Below are 15,710 nucleotides of genomic sequence, written 5' to 3' on the forward strand. Positions count from 1 at the left end.
TAGTGGATGGCGCATGTGCGCCGGCAAATAAGGTGTTAAGCCCCTGCCATGAAACCATCGCTCGTCCTAAGAATGGGCCAGCAACTGACGATGACCCCGCAGTTGCAACAGGCCATACGTCTGCTCCAGCTTTCTACCCTGGACCTCCAGCAGGAAATCCAGGAAGCGCTGGAATCAAACCCGATGCTCGAGCGCCAGGAAGATGGCGACGACTTCGACAACAGCGACCCGATGGCCGACAACGCCGAGAGCAAACCCGTCGCCGAAGTTCAGGAAACCAGCTTCCAGGAGACCGCCCCGACGGTGGACAACCTCGAAGAAGGCGAGTGGAACGAACGCATCCCCAACGAGCTGCCGGTCGACACCGCCTGGGAAGACATCTACCAGACCAGCGCCAGCAGCCTGCCCAGCAACGACGATGACGAGTGGGACTTCACCACCCGCACCTCCGTTGGCGAGAGCCTGCAAAGCCATCTGCTCTGGCAACTGAACCTGGCTCCGATGTCCGACACCGACCGGCTGATCGCCGTGACGTTGATCGACTGCATCAATAACCAGGGCTACCTCGACGAAACCCTGGAAGAAGTCTGTGATTCCTTCGACCCCGAGCTCGACATCGAGCTGGATGAAGTCGAGGCCGTGCTGCACCGTATTCAACAGTTCGAACCGGCCGGCATCGGCGCGCGCAACCTCAGCGAGTGCCTGTTGCTGCAACTGCGCCAGCTGCCGCCGCGCACGCCGTGGATGGCCGAAGCCCAGCGCCTGGTCAGCGACTACATCGACCTGCTCGGTGGCCGCGACTACAGCCAGCTGATGCGCCGCATGAAGCTCAAGGAAGACGAACTGCGCCAGGTCATCGAGCTGGTACAGAGCCTCAACCCGCGCCCCGGCTCGCAAATCGAGTCGAGCGAAGCCGAATACGTGGTGCCGGACGTGATCGTGCGCAAGGACAACGAACGCTGGCTGGTCGAGCTCAACCAGGAAGCGGTCCCCCGCCTGCGGGTCAACCCGCAGTACGCCGGCTTCGTTCGCCGCGCCGACACCAGCGCCGACAACACCTTCATGCGCAACCAGCTGCAGGAAGCGCGCTGGTTCATCAAGAGCCTGCAAAGCCGCAACGAGACCCTGATGAAGGTCGCCACCCAGATCGTCGAGCACCAGCGTGGCTTCCTCGATCATGGCGACGAAGCGATGAAACCGCTGGTGTTGCACGATATCGCCGAAGCAGTGGGCATGCACGAGTCGACGATTTCCCGGGTGACCACGCAAAAATACATGCACACGCCCCGCGGTATTTACGAGCTGAAGTACTTTTTCTCCAGCCACGTCAGCACCTCCGAAGGCGGCGAATGCTCGTCCACGGCGATCCGCGCGATCATCAAAAAACTGGTTGCAGCGGAAAATCAGAAAAAGCCATTGAGTGACAGCAAGATCGCTGGTTTACTGGAGGCACAAGGCATCCAGGTAGCACGTCGCACCGTCGCCAAGTACCGCGAGTCCCTCGGCATTGCACCGTCGAGCGAGCGCAAGCGATTGATGTAACGGCTCCTGAGGTGTGCCACCGCAGTTCAGTGGCAGGCGCAACACCTGCCTCTTATGCACCGGCAACAAAGGAGAAGCTGTATGCAAGTCAATATCAGTGGACAGCATGTAGAAGTTACTCAGCCCCTGCGTGAGTACGTCGAGCAAAAATTGAAACGGCTGGAGGGGCATTTCGACAAGATTACCAATGTGACGGTAATCATGAAGGTCGAGAAGTTGCAGCAGAAGATTGAAGCAACGCTGTTCATTCCCGGCGGCGAAGTGGTTGCAAATGCCGAACACCAAGACATGTATGCAGCGATCGATGCCTTGACTGACAAGCTCGACCGCCAACTGAAAAAACACAAGGAAAAACAGCAAAGCCTGCTGCAAGGTGCAGCGGCCCGCTGATCCCCCTCATCCATGATCCGACTTGAAACCATCCTGACCCCCGGCCGTTCCCTTGTGAACGTGCCGGGCGGCAGTAAAAAGCGTGCGCTCGAACAGATCGCCAATCTGATCGGCAAACAAGTGCCCGAGCTGGACACCCAGGACGTGTACGAAGCCCTGATCGCCCGGGAAAAACTGGGCTCTACCGGCTTCGGCAACGGCATTGCCATTCCGCATTGCCGCCTCAAGGGCTGCGAATCGCCGGTCAGCGCACTGTTGCACCTTGACGCCCCTATCGATTTCGACGCCATCGATGGCGCTCCGGTCGACCTGCTGTTCGTACTGCTGGTCCCGGAAGCGGCTACCGATGCGCACCTGGAGCTGCTGCGCCAGATCGCCAGCATGCTCGATAGCAAGGACGTACGCGAAAAACTGCGTGCGGCCACCAGTAACGAATCCTTGTACCAGGTCGTGCTGGACGTACAAAACGGGCACTGAACATGCGCTTGATCATCGTTAGCGGCCGGTCCGGCTCCGGCAAGAGCACCGCCCTCGATGTACTTGAGGACAACGGTTACTACTGCATCGACAACCTGCCGGCGGGCTTGCTGCCGCAGTTGGCCGAAAGCGCCCTGATCAACACTGAATTGATGCAGCCCAAAGTGGCCGTATCGATTGACGCGCGCAACCTGCCCAGCCACCTCTCGCGCTTTCCCGAGTTGCTTGAGGACGCCCGTAGCCGGCACATCCAGTGTGACGTGTTGTACCTGGATGCCGATGAAGAAACCCTGCTCAAACGCTTCTCGGAAACCCGCCGCCGCCACCCGCTAACCAACAACGAACGCTCGCTGGCCGAAGCGATCGAGGTCGAAAGTGAACTGCTCGGGCCGATCGCTGACCTCGCCGACCTGAAAATCGACACCACCAACCTGAACCTGTATCAGCTGCGTGATTCGATCAAGTTGCGCCTGCTCAACCAGCCGGAGCCAGGCACGGCATTTCTGGTCGAGTCCTTCGGCTTCAAGCGCGGCATGCCGGTAGACGCCGACCTGGTGTTCGATGTGCGTTGCCTGCCCAACCCCTACTGGAAGCCGGAACTACGTGACCATTCGGGCCTCGAGCAACCGGTAATCGATTACCTGGCAGCGCAGCCGGATGTCGAGGACATGTTCCAGGACATCTCCAGCTACCTGCTCAAATGGTTGCCACGCTTTGCCGCCAGCAACCGTGCTTATGTCACCATTGCCATTGGCTGCACTGGCGGCCACCACCGTTCGGTGTACCTGACCGAGCGCCTGGGCCAGTTACTGCAACAATCGTTAAAGAACGTCCAGGTCCGCCACCGCGACCTCTAGCCCACAGGACCAGCGCCTCGATGCCCGCAAAAGAAATCACCATCATCAACAAGCTGGGGCTGCACGCCCGGGCGGCGGCAAAGTTCGTTGGAGTCGCTGGCAGGTTCCCCTGCCAGGTTCGCGTTGGCCGAGCCCCGGAATCATTGGTCGATGGCAAGAGCATCATGGCGGTCATGATGCTGGCGGCCGGTAAAGGCACCGCCATTCATCTGCACACAGAGGGCGAACAGGACGATGATGCACTCAAGGCCCTGATCGAGCTGATCAACAATTACTTCGACGAGGGCGAGTAACCGCCCCCGTTTTCTCACGAAAGCGCCGTATCCATCACCATCATCAGGCAGAAGCCGATGCACAGGCCAAGACTGGCCAGCCGGTGATGGCCATTGCTGCGTGATTCCGGAATGATTTCCTGGGTCACCACCAGCAACATCGCACCCGCCGCGCAAGCCAGCCCCAATGGCAGCAACAACTCCGCCACGCTAACCAGCCAGGCGCACACCACCGCCGCCAGCGGCTCGACCAGACCTGAAGCCGCACCGATCAGAAACGCCTTGAAGCGGGCCATCCCCGCCCCTGCCAGCACCAGGGCGATGACCAGGCCTTCGGGCACATCCTGCAAGGCGATACCCATGGCCAGGCTGTCGGCATCAGGCATGCCGCCGCCGGCAGACACGCCAATGGCCATCCCTTCCGGAATGTTATGGGCAATGATGGCGATGACGAACACCCAGATCCGCGCGGCGATCACCGGCTGCTGGGCAGTGCCGACCAGCGCCTCCGGTGAAGCGCCGGAGACCTTCAGGTCCACCAGGTACAGACAGAAGGCCCCGAACAACAAGCCGAAGCTGACCAACCCACCCGCACCCCATTTACCCAGGCCAATGGCCTGGGCGGCATCCAGCCCGGGAATGATCAGCGAGAAAGCCGTGGCTGCCAGCATCACCCCGGCCCCGAAGCCCAGCAGGGTATCGGCGAGCGCCACCGGCATGTTGCGGATCACCAGCACCGGCACGGCGCCCAGGGCAGTGCCCAGGGCGCACAGCGCACCGCCTTCAAGTGCCCGCAACATGCGCGGCTCAAGATCAAGCCAGGCGATACCCTGAGCCACCAGCAGCGCGAAGCCGACCAGCAACAACAGGGTACCGAGCGCCAGGCGAAACAGCCGCACTCCGGCAATGGACATCACATCCGAACGCATACCAGCGCGACTCACACAAGCGCGGCTGCGTAACGACGCTCTACCTCGGACCAGTCGATCACGTTGTAGAACGCGTTGATGTATTCCGGACGGCGGTTCTGGTACAGCAGGTAGTAAGCATGCTCCCAGACGTCCAGGCCGAGTATCGGCGTGTTGCCGTTCATCAGCGGGCTGTCCTGGTTACCACTGCTTTCGACCACCAGGGTCTTGGCCGGGGTCACGCTCAACCAGGCCCAGCCGCTGCCGAAACGGGTCAGCGCAGCCTTGGTAAAAGCCTCCTTGAAGGCGTCGAAACCACCCAATTGCTCCTCGATGGCCTTGGCCACGGCGCCTTGTGGCAAGCCCCCGCCCTTGGGCGACATCACCCTCCAGAACAGCGAATGGTTGGCGTGGCCGCCGCCCTGGTTAATCACTGCGTTCTGCAACTTCTCCGGCAACTGCCTGACGCTGGCGACCAGTTTTTCCACCGGCCACTCGGCATACTCGCTGCCTTCTACCGCCGCATTGAGGTTGTTGATATAGGTCTGGTGGTGCTTGCTGTGGTGAATCTGCATGGTCTGAGTATCGATGTGCGGTTCCAGCGCATCGTAGGCGTAGGGCAATGCAGGCAAGGTGTAAGGCATTTCACTGGATTCCATATTGTAGGGGTGAAGGCCCGGCGCTTTCCTGGCCGGCATGCAGGGCCGGCTGCGGCTCGTGCCGGTAGAGCAGGCGTTCGGTACGCGGGTACTGGCCGTACTCGCCGATGAAGCTCAACAACTCGGTGTAGGTCTTGCTGCTGTGGCGCAGCGCAGCTGTGCGCAGCATCGGCGCCATGCGCGGATCCTGGGCGGTCTGTAACAGCCGCTGATGAATGGCGCAGAGGTACTCGGCGCTTTCCTGCGGCTGATTCAGGCGCAGGTGCAGGTCGGCCAGGTTGTGGTGAGCGATGACACAAACGGCCACCGCCTCGTCGGCGTCATGCCAGCGCTCGAACAACACCTGGGCAAGCGCCAGGGCCTGCAGATACAACTCGCGGGCGTCGACCAGCTCGCCCTGTTCGAACAGGCAGTTGGCAATTTCGGTGGTGCGTTTCCAGTGCTGCATGGCAAACCTCCAGAGCGGTGGACCGGCTCAGATCCCGCCAGCGGTGAGCTTTTCCGGGTCGAGCAGCGCTTCAAGCTGGCTGCGCGGCAGGTCGGTATGTTCCAGGGCCACGTCAATGATCGGGCGTCCCTGCTTGTAGGCGGTCTTGGCGATCTCGGCAGCCTTCTGGTAGCCGATGATCGGGTTCAGCGCGGTCACCAGGATCGGGTTGCGCGCCAACGCTTCCTTGAGCTTGGGCTCATTGACCTTGAAGCTGGCAATCGCCTTGTCGGCCAGCAAGCGGCTGGCGTTGGCCATCAGCTCGATACTGCTGAGCAGGTTCTGGGCGATGATCGGCAGCATCACGTTGAGCTCGAAGTTGCCCGACTGCCCGGCCACGGCGATGGTTGCGTCGTTGCCGATAACCTGCGCGGCAACCATGGCGGTCGCTTCCGGAATCACCGGATTGACCTTGCCCGGCATGATCGAGGAGCCCGGCTGCAACCCTTCGAGCTCGATTTCGCCAAGGCCTGCCAGCGGCCCGGAGTTCATCCAGCGCAGGTCGTTGGCGATCTTCATCAGCGCCACGGCGGCGGTCTTGAGCTGACCGGACACCGCCACGGCTGTGTCCTGCGAGCCGATCAGGGCGAACAGGTTCTGCCCCGGGACAAATTCGACGCGGGTCAGCGCGGTCAGTTGCTGGCTGAAGCGCGCGGCGAATTCAGGGTGGGCATTGATGCCGGTACCTACGGCAGTGCCGCCCTGGGCCAGCGCCTGCAGGCTTGGCAGGGTGGCCTGTAGATGGCCGATGGCCGCCTTGATCTGCGCCGCCCAACCACCCAATACCTGGCTCATGCGCACCGGCATGGCGTCCATCAGGTGGGTGCGGCCGGTCTTGATGAACGGATGCACCTGCTCGGCCTTGGCGTCGATCACCTTGACCAGGTGGTTCAGCGCCGGCAGCAGCTGCTCGTGCAACGCCAGGGCGGCACTGACATGAATGGTGGTGGGAATGATGTCGTTGCTGCTTTGCCCGCAGTTGACGTGATCGTTGGGGTTGACCGTGTCGCCCAGCACGCGGCTGGCCAGGGTGGCGATCACCTCGTTGGCGTTCATGTTCGAGCTGGTCCCGGAACCGGTCTGGAAGATATCCACCGGGAAGTGCTGCATGAAATCGCCCGCCAGCAGTTGCTCCACGGCGTTGACGATCGCCTCGCCACGGGCCTGGTCCAGCTGCTTGAGCTCGATATTGGCCTTGGCCGCGGCAGCCTTGGCCAGCAGCAGCGCGCGGATGAACTGGGTCGGCATGCGTTGCTGGCTGATCGGGAAGTTGTTCACCGCGCGCTGGGTCTGAGCGCCATACAGGGCCTCGGTCGGCACCAGCAGTTCACCCATGCTGTCGCGCTCGATACGGGTATTACTCATCATCAAGTCCTTGCATCAGTTCATCGTAGGAAATCGAAGGCAGCAGCACGCAGTTCGCCAGTTGCAGGGCGAAGGGCTGCCAGCGCTGGTTGTGTTCGCGACGGTCGAGGTTGCGCAGTTCCAGCAGCGGTCGCCAGGCCTGGTCCAGGCACAGGCAGCGCCAATGCCAGGGCAGCGCGCGATCGCAGGCGGTATCCAGCAGCAGGTGGAAAGAGGTCAAGGCGACGGTCCAGGCGCTGGTATCGGTGCAACACACCAGATAGCGGCCTTCGGTGAGGTAGTGTTCGATCAGCCGCGGCTCGTCCGGGTCAAGGGCACAGCGAATGCGCCGGCTCAGCCAGCGCCAGTTTTCCAGGTAGGGCAATTCGTGGAGGACTGGTTTCATGAACATCATCGCCTAGATAATGATATTCATTATTAAGTGATAATCAGAATCAGTTCAAGGAAATGAAAAAAGAAAAACAAAAAGCCCGACACATGGCCGGGCTTTTGGAGGGGGTGTAGGAACGGGCTCTGCGCGCTCGATCACTGGCAAGTCCAGCTCCCACAGGTCCAGCTTACATCGAACCATTGTGGGAGCTGGCTTGCCAGCAATGAGGCCGGTAGGGGCTTAACTGCCCGCTACGGTCATCCGCTCGATCAACACGGAGCCTGTGTGGATATTGCTGCGGGTTTCCAGATCATTACCAATCGCGACGATTTGCTGGAACATATCCTTCATATTGCCGGCGATCGTCACTTCTTGAACGGCGAACTGAATCTCGCCGTTTTCTACCCAGTAACCTGCGGCACCACGGGAATAGTCGCCAGTCACCATGTTCAGGCCATGGCCCATCAGCTCGGTGACCAACAGGCCACGGCCCATGCGCCGCAGCAAGGCAGGCTGGTCTTCTACACCATGGGTAACAAACAGGTTATGCACGCCACCGGCGTTGGCAGTACTCGGCAAGCCGAGCTTGCGCCCGGAATAGGTACCCAGTACGTAGGACACCAGCTGGCCATTTTCAACGAACGGTTTGGCGTAGGTCGCCAGGCCGTCACCGTCGAACGCAGCACTGGCCAGCGCCCTTTGCAGGTGCGGACGCTCGTCCAGGGTCAACCAGGAAGGGAACAGGCGCTGGCCCATGGCGCCGTCGAGGAACGATGACTTGCGGTACAGGTTGCCGCCGGAAATCGCCGAGAGGAAGCTGCCGAACAACCCGCCCGCCAGCTCGGCCGAGAACAGCACCGGCACTTCACAGGTCGGCACCGGGCGTGCGCCCAGGCGGCTCGCCGCCCGTTGCGCGGCGCGTATACCGATGCTGCGCGGGTCAGCCAGCAATTCGCCCTGGCGGTTGACGTCATACCAGTAGTCGCGCTGCATCTGCCCGTCGGCTTCGGCGATCATCACGCAGCTCAGGCTGTGCCGGGTCGAGGCGTAGCCGCCGATGAAGCCATGGCTGTTGCCATAGACGCGGCAGCCCTGGTGAGTGTTGAGGGTGGTGCCGTCGGCGTTCTTGATCCGCGCATCGGTGTCGAACGCCGCAGCCTCGCACTCCAGGGCCTTTTCGATGGCCTGCTCGGGGGTGATGTCCCAGGCGTGATACAGGTCGAAATCCGGCTGTTCACGGGCCATCAGCGCCGGGTCGGCAAGCCCGGCGCACTCGTCTTCGGAGGTGTGCCTGGCAATCGCCAGGGCCGCGGCAACGGTTTCCCGGATCGCCTCGCTGCCGCTGGCCGAAGTGCTCGCCGAGCCCTTGCGCTGCCCCACGTACAGGGTGATACCAAAGCCCTGGTCGCGGTTGAACTCGACGGTCTCGACTTCGCGCTGGCGCACCGAGGTCGACAGCCCCTGCTCCAGCGATACCGCCACTTCACAGGCACTGGCACCCTGGCGCCTGGCTTCGGCGATGATCTGTTCGACCTGTTCCTGCAACGCCGGCAGGGCCTGCGGACCTACGCTCTGGACTGCACTCATGGTTTTCTCCACTCAAATTCTGCGTTCGGCACGGGTCAATCTACGACCGGACCGGACAAGCGGCCCCCGACTGGTTATCATGGCGGCGATTCTCAGCGGACTGCCCCCATGGTTGATTCTTACGACACCGCCTTTGACGGCGAAAAAAGCAAAACCCAGATCAAGCGCGAGATGCAGGCGCTGGTCGACATGGGCGAGCGCCTCACCACGCTCAAGCCCGACACCCTGGCCAAACTGCCGTTGACCGACGAGCTGCGCGCGGCTCTGGAAGAACACAAGCGGCACACCGCGAACGAGGCCAAGCGGCGTCACAAGTCGTTCATCGGCAAGCTGATGCGCGACCAGGACATCGACGCGATCAATGCCCTGCTTGACCAGCTCGACGCATCCTCGCGCCAGTACAACGAGCGGTTCCACAACCTCGAACGCTGGCGCGACCGGCTGATCGACGGTACCGACGAAGTCCTGGAGAAGTTCGTCCAGGAGTTTCCGGAAGCCGATCGCCAGCAGCTACGCTCGCTGATCCGCCAGGCCCAGCACGAGCTTGCGCGCAACAAGGCACCAAGCGCGAGCCGCAAGATCTTCAAGTACATCCGCGAACTCGACGAGGTCCAACGCGGCCTGCGTTGAGCCCCGCACACGGGCAGGCGCCCTGCCTGCCCGGTTTCATCTTCATGCGCCCGTGCCACCGACGGTGATCGCATCGATCTTCAGGGTCGGCTGGCCAACGCCCACCGGCACCGATTGCCCATCCTTGCCACAAGTACCGACACCGCTGTCCAGTGACAGGTCGTTGCCGACCATCGATACCCGGCTCATGGCTTCCGGCCCGTTGCCGATCAGGGTTGCGCCTTTGACCGGGGCGGTGATCTTGCCGTCTTCGATCAGGTACGCCTCGCTGGTAGAGAACACGAACTTGCCGCTGGTGATGTCCACCTGGCCACCGCCGAGGTTGGCGCAGTAGATGCCCTTTTTCACCGAAGCGATGATTTCTGCCGGGTCGCTGTCGCCGGCACGCATGTAGGTGTTGGTCATGCGCGGCATCGGCAGGTGCGCGTAGGATTCGCGGCGGCCGTTGCCAGTGCGGGCCATGCCCATCAGGCGGGCATTGAGCTTATCCTGCATGTAGCCCTTGAGAATGCCGTTCTCGATCAGCGTGGTGCACTCGGTCGGCGTACCTTCGTCATCGACGCTCAGCGAACCACGGCGGCCTTCCAGGGTACCGTCATCGACAATGGTGCACAGGCTCGAGGCGACCTTCTCGCCCATGTGGCCGCTGTAGGCCGAGCTGCCCTTGCGGTTGAAGTCGCCTTCCAGGCCATGGCCCACCGCCTCGTGCAGCAACACCCCGGACCAGCCCGAACCGAGCACCACCGGCAGGGTACCGGCCGGCGCCGGAATGGCTTCGAGGTTGACCAGTGCCTGACGCAAGGCCTCACGGGCAAAGCCCATGACCCGTTCGTCGGTGAAATAGCGGTAATCGGTGCGCCCGCCACCACCATGACCGCCACGTTCGCGGCGACCGTTCTGCTCAACGATGACACTGACGTTGAAGCGCACCAGCGGGCGAATGTCGGCCGCCAGGCTGCCATCGGCGGCGGCGACCAGAATGCGCTCCCAGACCCCGGCCATGCTCACGTTGACTTGCTGGATACGTGGATCGAGCTTGCGCGTGGCGGCGTCGACGCGCTTGAGCAGCTCGACCTTTTCGGCGCGGCTGATCACCTCAAGCGGGTTGTCGGTGCCATACAGCTGGGTAACGTCCTGGCTGTTGAACGCCTGCACGCTGCCGTTCTGCCCGGCACGGGAAATCGAACGGGCCGCGCGGGCCGCCGAGGTCAGGGCTTCAAGGTTGATGGCGTTACTGTAGGCAAAGCCGGTCTTCTCGCCGGACTGGGCACGCACGCCCACGCCTTGGTCAAGATTGAAGCTGCCTTCTTTGACGATGCCGTCTTCCAGCGCCCAGGATTCGGAAATCTGCCCCTGGAAGTACAGGTCGGCGGCATCGATGCCTGGCCCGGCCAGCTCGCCCAGCACCGACTGCAGGCTGTCGAGGGTCAGGCCGCCCGGCGCCAGCAGGTGTTCGCTGACAGTGGATAACATCTCGCTCATAGTCACTCCGAGGTGTGCGCAGGCCGCAAAGCGTCCTGCGAGAAAAAGCGCCGGTGCAAGGTCACCGGCATCCGCGCCCGGATGGACGCTTGTTCGCTGCTGTCGCGTTCGCTCAGCAGCACGGCTTCGCCACTTGCCTGTTCGGCGACGATGCGCCCCCAGGGGTCGACGATCGCCGCATGGCCATAGGTTTCCCGCGGCCCCGGGTGGGTTCCGCCCTGGGCCGCGGCCAGGACATAACATTGGGTTTCGATGGCCCGCGCCCTGATCAGCACTTCCCAGTGCGCGGCACCCGTCACGGCGGTGAAGGCCGACGGTGCACTGATCAATTCGGCCCCGGCCTCGCGCAACGCGCTGTACAGCTCGGGGAAGCGCAGGTCATAGCAGACGCTCAGGCCCAGGCGTCCCACCGGGGTATCGGCGACCACCACCTGCCCGCCATGGGCATAGTCATCGGATTCGCGATAGCGACCGCGGTTATCGGCCACATCGACATCGAACAAGTGCAGCTTGTCGTAGCGCGCCACCTGCTCGCCGTGCTCATCGATCAGCAAGGAACAGGCATGGGACTTGGCCTCGGCCTGGCCGACCGGCGGCAACGGCAAGGTACCCGCCACTATCCATAACTTGAGGTCGCGAGCTGCCTGTTTCAACCAGGGCAGGATCGGGCCTTCGCCCAGCGCTTCGGCACGGCCGATTGCAGCGCTGTCACGCCGGCCCATGGCGGCGAAGTTCTCCGGCAGCACGGCAAGCCGCGCGCCACCTGCAGCCGCCTGCTCGAGCAGGTGCCGGGCTCGTTCCAGGTTGGCCAGAACGTCGCTCTGGCTGACCATCTGGATAACCGCTGACTTCATGCCGGCTCCTAGCGCGATTTTTCGAAGGGTTTGATAAAGCTAATCTTAGGCTCTTTCCACGGCCCCTCGACGCGATAATGCACACTGGCGTAACGCGCCACCCGATCACCGAGCAGCCGGTCGACCAGGAACAGCGCCCCGCCGATGGCTGGCGCTCCGACAATCAGCGCGGCAATCGGCAGGTTGTTGGTCACCGGCAAGGTGACCAGCAGGTTGGCATCGACCCGGTCGCGGACCATGTCCAGGGTACCGTCCAGTTCAAGATTGCTCGAGGGGCCGGTCACGGTGATCGGTTCACGGGTCACATAGACCCCCTCACTGGCCACCAGCAGGCCCTTGACCCGGTCGTAGCTCAGGCCTTTGTCGAGCAAGTCGGAAAAGTCCAGGCGCAGGCGCCGGCCAATCGAGTTGAAATTGAGCAGGCCGAACACCCGCAGGGCCTGGGCACCGCCTTCGACTTCAACGAACTGGCCCTTGCGCAAGGCGGCATCGAGGCTACCGGAGAAACGCTTGAGACCGACCCAGGCCGGTGAGCCGGGCCAGCGACCATCGACATCCAGGCGAAAATCTCGGCTGGTAACCGTCGGCGCGAAGTTGAAGGCCTTGAGGATGTCCGCCAGGTTCTTGCCTTCCAGGCGGCCCTTGTACCAACTGCTGCTGGCTCCCGGGACGCCTTCCCAACCGCCGTTACCGTCGATCTGCAGGCCTTTGACGTTGACGTCCAGGTCATTGAGGGCGATGCCCTTGGCGGTCGGGCGGACTTTTACCGCCCAACTGCCGAGCGGGTCGTCACCGCGGAACAGCTTGTCGATCGATAGATCAACGGCCGGAATCTTGCGCGGATCGATGCTGGCCATCGGGTCCGGGCCATCATCGGAAGTAGTTTCAGCAGGGTCGGCAGCCGGCAGGTGAATGGTCTGCAGGTTGATCACCATCGGCGCGCCCTTGGCATCAGGGATGCGTGCGTTGCCGATGACTTCCTTGCTGTCCAGGCGCACGGCCCACAGGTTGCCGCCGCGGTCCACACGCACCACCGCCTGGGCCAGGTTCAGGCCAAAGCCCTTGAGCTGGCCGATGCTCAGGTCGACGCCGCGCAGCATCTGCTTGGCGCTGCCACCGGGGTCGTTACCGGCAACGCGATCAAGCTGTTTCTGCCAGGGTTCCAGGTCCAGCTCTGCCAGACGACCACGCACCCGCAGGCCCTGGCCCGGTGGCAACTGGGCGGTCCCGGCGCCGAAGAGCAATTCGCCGCGACCCTGGTCGAGCTTGTCCATGGGCGCCGCATAGATCGCCTTGGCGACATCGGCGTAAGTGACATTGAACCGCCGCTCCGGTCCCTGCAGGCTCATGCTGAACTGGCTGTTGCGAGTCTCGTTGGCGGCCTTGCCGAAAGGCGCGGGCAAGTCCACCGCCAGGCCCTTGAGGCTGGAATCGACCGTCAGCTGGTTGTCGCGACTGCCCAGGCTCACCTGCAACTGGTAAGGCAATTCGCCGGACAGCGGCAAGGTTTGCTTGAGCTGCAGCCAGTCAGTCAGTGCCTTGAGGGGCATCTGACCTTTGGCGTTGACCCGTGTCTGCAACTGACCAGACTTGCCTTCGGCAAAGATTTGCGCGGTCATCGGCTTGTCGAAGGCCCGCGCACTGATGTTCTCGCCACTCAGGCCCTTGTCGAAGTCAAAGCGGAAGTCGCCCTTGAGCTGGTGCAACTCCAGGGCGGGCGAGGCGATCTTCAGCCGTGCGTCGCGGGTATCGAAGTCGACCACGATCTTCGGTTGCTGGCCTTTGGCCAAGGGGATATCCAGCTTCAACTTGCCCTTGAGGCTGCCCTCGCCTTCCCAGCCGGCGAAAATCTGCCCGGTACCGATAGGCGCATCCTGGAGGATTTTCAGGCCGTCACCGAGCCCGCCGTCGAATTCGCCGTCCAGATACAGGTGATTGTGTTCACCGGCCGCAACATGGGGAATGTTGACCGCCACGTTACGCACCTGGGTATTGAGCAACTGCCCGCTTTGCGCCTTGATGCGTACGCCATCGTCGTCGATGAAGACATCACCCGTGACTTTCTGCACCTGCGGCCAGCCTGGCTGGAAATCCAGTGCGGCATCGTGGACCTTGAAGAACAGGCTGATACTGCGGGCCTGCTCCGCGGCACCATGATTGAGCGAACCCTGGTACTGGAAATAACCTTCATCGACCGCGCCTTTGAGGATTGCCGTGCGCAGCCACTCATCCAGCGCCGGGCTGAGCACCTCGGGCAGGTACTTGGCGGTGTAACGACCATCACCCTCGACCAGGCCGACGCGCAGGTCCATGTAATCTTCGCGGGTTTCATCGAACAGCAGGCGAATCAGGAAGTCGCCAGCGATCTTGCCCTCTTCGCCCAGCACCTTGAGATACGGTGCAATCAGGGTGAAGCCTTCCTGGTCCAGGCGCCAGGTCAGACGCGCGTTGGCCTTCTGGTAGTGCCAGGGTTTTTCGAAGATCGGGTACAGGTGCAGCATGAAGGCATCGGTATCCAGGCGCAGTTCGCCCTGACCGAGGTCGCCGCTGATGCTGCCGCTGACATTCCCGGCGGCCGGGGCACCGTGGTAGGCGTCGAAGCCAACCCGCTCCAGGTTGGCGGCAAAGCTCAAGCGCTGGTCACCGGTCGCTTTGGGCCGGACGTCCAGGCGCACATTGCGCAAGGCGCCGGTGACCTTGAGGCCATCGACCACGGCCATGAGTTTTTCCGGCAGCGGCGCCAGTGCATCGACCAACGGGGTAACCGGCGTCAGATCGAGGCGGTCGGCCTGGATCTGCCAGGTTTCTTCGCTCGATTCAGTGGCGGCCGTCTGCTTGAGCTGCAGGTGGGACTCCCAACGGGTCTTGCCCAGGCTCATGGCCAGCGAGTCAACCAGTACGTCAACGCCCTTTTCGCCTCGCTGGAACCAGGCATTGAGGGCCAGGTTGTCGATCTGCACCGGCTTGCGTTCGGTATAGTTACCGCGCAGCTCCGGCGCATTGAGGCGAACCATCGCGCTCTGCAGCTGGCCCTTGCCCCAGTTCACCCAGAACTCGCCGCCCGCACGCAGTTCGGCAGCCTGCCACTTGCCCAGCAGGCGCGGCGGCAGCCAGCGCGCCCAGTCGCTCTGGGGCAGGCTGAGGTAGGCATCGATTTCACCATCGCGCCACTGGCTGGGGCGAATGCGGCTGCGCAGGCTCAACGCCAGCGGCTGGCCATCGGGCAGGGTCACCCGCGCGTCCAGGCGCTGACGCACGCTGCCCGTCTGCAGGCCGAGGCTGACGTAGGTGAGGGTCATGGGGTCGCGCTGGAACGGCTCCAGGGTCACCTGGCTGTCGACCACCGTGACTTTGGACACAACCTGTACCTGCTTGAGCAGTTGTTCGGGGTCCAGCGGCTGGTCGTCTTTTTTCGGCAACCCTTCCAGGGCCCAGGCGCCGCTTTCATCTTCGCGCAGGCTCAGGTGCAGGCCGCCGACTTCAAGGTTAGCCAGGCGCACCTGGCGCTGAACCAGACTGGCCCAGAGGTCAGGCACCAGCTTGACGCCATCCAGGCGCAGGGCACTCGGCCCTTCGCCGACCTGGATGTCGCGTACCCGCACTATCGGCGCCAGGCCGCTCCAGTGCCCTTCCAGGGCGCCGATATGCACCGGCATGCCCAGGGCCTGCTCGGCCTTGTCTTCGACTTCGGCCCGGTACTCGGCCACCAGCGGGATGAACTGCCGGCCAAGACTGACATACAACGCCACCAGAACCGCCAGCAAGGCACTGATGCCCAGCCCCCAGCGGGTCAAGGCGCCGAGAACGCGCATCAGTCGTTCCATGCCAGT

Annotated in this window: 15 protein-coding genes; 6 read left to right on the plus strand and 9 right to left on the minus strand. The window is 62.8% G+C overall.

Going from position 1 to position 15,710, the window contains the following annotated elements; genetic code table 11:
* The first annotated feature begins 48 nt into the window (after positions 1–48).
* From JV241A_RS20095 to JV241A_RS20115, 5 genes are all read left to right on the plus strand, one after another.
* The gene (locus JV241A_RS20095; protein WP_115088585.1) at positions 49–1,542 is read left to right on the plus strand and encodes an RNA polymerase factor sigma-54; all 1,494 of its coding nucleotides are present in this window, start codon (positions 49–51) and stop codon (positions 1,540–1,542) included.
* A gap of 81 nt (positions 1,543–1,623) precedes the next feature.
* Positions 1,624–1,932: a ribosome-associated translation inhibitor RaiA gene (raiA, locus tag JV241A_RS20100; RefSeq protein ID WP_010223385.1), complete on the plus strand. Its 309-nt coding sequence runs from the start codon at positions 1,624–1,626 to the stop codon at positions 1,930–1,932.
* Between the two features lie 12 nt (positions 1,933–1,944).
* Positions 1,945–2,409: a PTS IIA-like nitrogen regulatory protein PtsN gene (gene ptsN / locus JV241A_RS20105; protein ID WP_115088586.1), complete on the plus strand. Its 465-nt coding sequence runs from the start codon at positions 1,945–1,947 to the stop codon at positions 2,407–2,409.
* A 2-nt stretch (positions 2,410–2,411) separates the two neighbouring features.
* Positions 2,412–3,266 (plus strand): RNase adapter RapZ, encoded by an 855-nt coding sequence (rapZ, locus tag JV241A_RS20110; protein WP_045196339.1) that lies wholly within the window; start codon positions 2,412–2,414, stop codon positions 3,264–3,266.
* Between the two features lie 20 nt (positions 3,267–3,286).
* Positions 3,287–3,559, plus strand: coding sequence for an HPr family phosphocarrier protein (locus tag JV241A_RS20115; RefSeq protein WP_115088587.1), 273 nt, complete (start codon positions 3,287–3,289; stop codon positions 3,557–3,559).
* Positions 3,560–3,573: 14 nt separating this feature from the next.
* Here JV241A_RS20115 and JV241A_RS20120 read toward each other — a convergent pair whose 3' ends face one another.
* From JV241A_RS20120 to pmbA, 6 genes are all read right to left on the minus strand, one after another.
* Entirely contained in the window at positions 3,574–4,467 is an 894-nt protein-coding gene (locus JV241A_RS20120; RefSeq protein ID WP_115088588.1) for a ZIP family metal transporter, read from the minus strand.
* A gap of 11 nt (positions 4,468–4,478) precedes the next feature.
* Entirely contained in the window at positions 4,479–5,090 is a 612-nt protein-coding gene (locus JV241A_RS20125; protein ID WP_134064167.1) for a superoxide dismutase, read from the minus strand.
* Position 5,091: 1 nt separating this feature from the next.
* Positions 5,092–5,553, minus strand: coding sequence for a tetratricopeptide repeat protein (locus JV241A_RS20130; RefSeq protein ID WP_134064169.1), 462 nt, complete (start codon positions 5,551–5,553; stop codon positions 5,092–5,094).
* A 27-nt stretch (positions 5,554–5,580) separates the two neighbouring features.
* Positions 5,581–6,957, minus strand: a complete 1,377-nt coding sequence (locus JV241A_RS20135; RefSeq protein WP_134064171.1) for a class II fumarate hydratase — start codon at positions 6,955–6,957, stop codon at positions 5,581–5,583.
* Positions 6,950–7,351 (minus strand): FagA protein, encoded by a 402-nt coding sequence (locus JV241A_RS20140; protein ID WP_134064173.1) that lies wholly within the window; start codon positions 7,349–7,351, stop codon positions 6,950–6,952. Before JV241A_RS20140 ends, JV241A_RS20135 begins: the two co-directional genes overlap by 8 nt.
* A 216-nt stretch (positions 7,352–7,567) precedes the next feature.
* On the minus strand, positions 7,568–8,914 hold the full coding sequence (gene pmbA, locus JV241A_RS20145; RefSeq protein WP_115088593.1) for a metalloprotease PmbA: 1,347 nt from the start codon (positions 8,912–8,914) through the stop codon (positions 7,568–7,570).
* Between the two features lie 108 nt (positions 8,915–9,022).
* Here pmbA and yjgA point away from each other — a divergent pair, with 108 nt between their 5' ends.
* The gene (yjgA, locus tag JV241A_RS20150; protein WP_115088594.1) at positions 9,023–9,544 is read left to right on the plus strand and encodes a ribosome biogenesis factor YjgA; all 522 of its coding nucleotides are present in this window, start codon (positions 9,023–9,025) and stop codon (positions 9,542–9,544) included.
* Between the two features lie 42 nt (positions 9,545–9,586).
* Here yjgA and tldD read toward each other — a convergent pair whose 3' ends face one another.
* Genes tldD through JV241A_RS20165 form a run of 3 tightly spaced genes read right to left on the minus strand, consistent with a single transcriptional unit; the run spans position 9,587 to position 15,704 of the window.
* The gene (gene tldD / locus JV241A_RS20155) at positions 9,587–11,026 is read right to left on the minus strand and encodes a metalloprotease TldD (protein WP_134064175.1); all 1,440 of its coding nucleotides are present in this window, start codon (positions 11,024–11,026) and stop codon (positions 9,587–9,589) included.
* Between the two features lie 2 nt (positions 11,027–11,028).
* The gene (locus JV241A_RS20160) at positions 11,029–11,880 is read right to left on the minus strand and encodes a carbon-nitrogen hydrolase family protein (RefSeq protein ID WP_115088596.1); all 852 of its coding nucleotides are present in this window, start codon (positions 11,878–11,880) and stop codon (positions 11,029–11,031) included.
* Between the two features lie 8 nt (positions 11,881–11,888).
* A complete protein-coding gene (locus tag JV241A_RS20165) occupies positions 11,889–15,704 on the minus strand; it encodes a YhdP family protein (protein ID WP_134064177.1) in 3,816 nt (1,271 codons plus the stop codon).
* Between the last annotated feature and the right edge of the window lie 6 nt (positions 15,705–15,710).

It is taken from the genome of Pseudomonas sp. JV241A (assembly GCF_900275665.1).
GTDB lineage: Bacteria > Pseudomonadota > Gammaproteobacteria > Pseudomonadales > Pseudomonadaceae > Aquipseudomonas > Aquipseudomonas wadenswilerensis.

Coding starts and splice junctions, on each gene's coding strand:
- JV241A_RS20125 (WP_134064167.1), bottom strand. CDS start 5,090: ATGCCTTACACCTTGCCTGCATTGCCCTACGCCTACGATGCGCTGGAA.
- rapZ (WP_045196339.1), top strand. CDS start 2,412: ATGCGCTTGATCATCGTTAGCGGCCGGTCCGGCTCCGGCAAGAGCACC.
- JV241A_RS20160 (WP_115088596.1), bottom strand. CDS start 11,880: ATGAAGTCAGCGGTTATCCAGATGGTCAGCCAGAGCGACGTTCTGGCC.
- JV241A_RS20120 (WP_115088588.1), bottom strand. CDS start 4,467: ATGCGTTCGGATGTGATGTCCATTGCCGGAGTGCGGCTGTTTCGCCTG.
- ptsN (WP_115088586.1), top strand. CDS start 1,945: ATGATCCGACTTGAAACCATCCTGACCCCCGGCCGTTCCCTTGTGAAC.
- JV241A_RS20140 (WP_134064173.1), bottom strand. CDS start 7,351: ATGATGTTCATGAAACCAGTCCTCCACGAATTGCCCTACCTGGAAAAC.
- JV241A_RS20130 (WP_134064169.1), bottom strand. CDS start 5,553: ATGCAGCACTGGAAACGCACCACCGAAATTGCCAACTGCCTGTTCGAA.
- yjgA (WP_115088594.1), top strand. CDS start 9,023: ATGGTTGATTCTTACGACACCGCCTTTGACGGCGAAAAAAGCAAAACC.
- JV241A_RS20115 (WP_115088587.1), top strand. CDS start 3,287: ATGCCCGCAAAAGAAATCACCATCATCAACAAGCTGGGGCTGCACGCC.
- raiA (WP_010223385.1), top strand. CDS start 1,624: ATGCAAGTCAATATCAGTGGACAGCATGTAGAAGTTACTCAGCCCCTG.
- tldD (WP_134064175.1), bottom strand. CDS start 11,026: ATGAGCGAGATGTTATCCACTGTCAGCGAACACCTGCTGGCGCCGGGC.
- JV241A_RS20165 (WP_134064177.1), bottom strand. CDS start 15,704: ATGGAACGACTGATGCGCGTTCTCGGCGCCTTGACCCGCTGGGGGCTG.
- pmbA (WP_115088593.1), bottom strand. CDS start 8,914: ATGAGTGCAGTCCAGAGCGTAGGTCCGCAGGCCCTGCCGGCGTTGCAG.
- JV241A_RS20095 (WP_115088585.1), top strand. CDS start 49: ATGAAACCATCGCTCGTCCTAAGAATGGGCCAGCAACTGACGATGACC.
- JV241A_RS20135 (WP_134064171.1), bottom strand. CDS start 6,957: ATGAGTAATACCCGTATCGAGCGCGACAGCATGGGTGAACTGCTGGTG.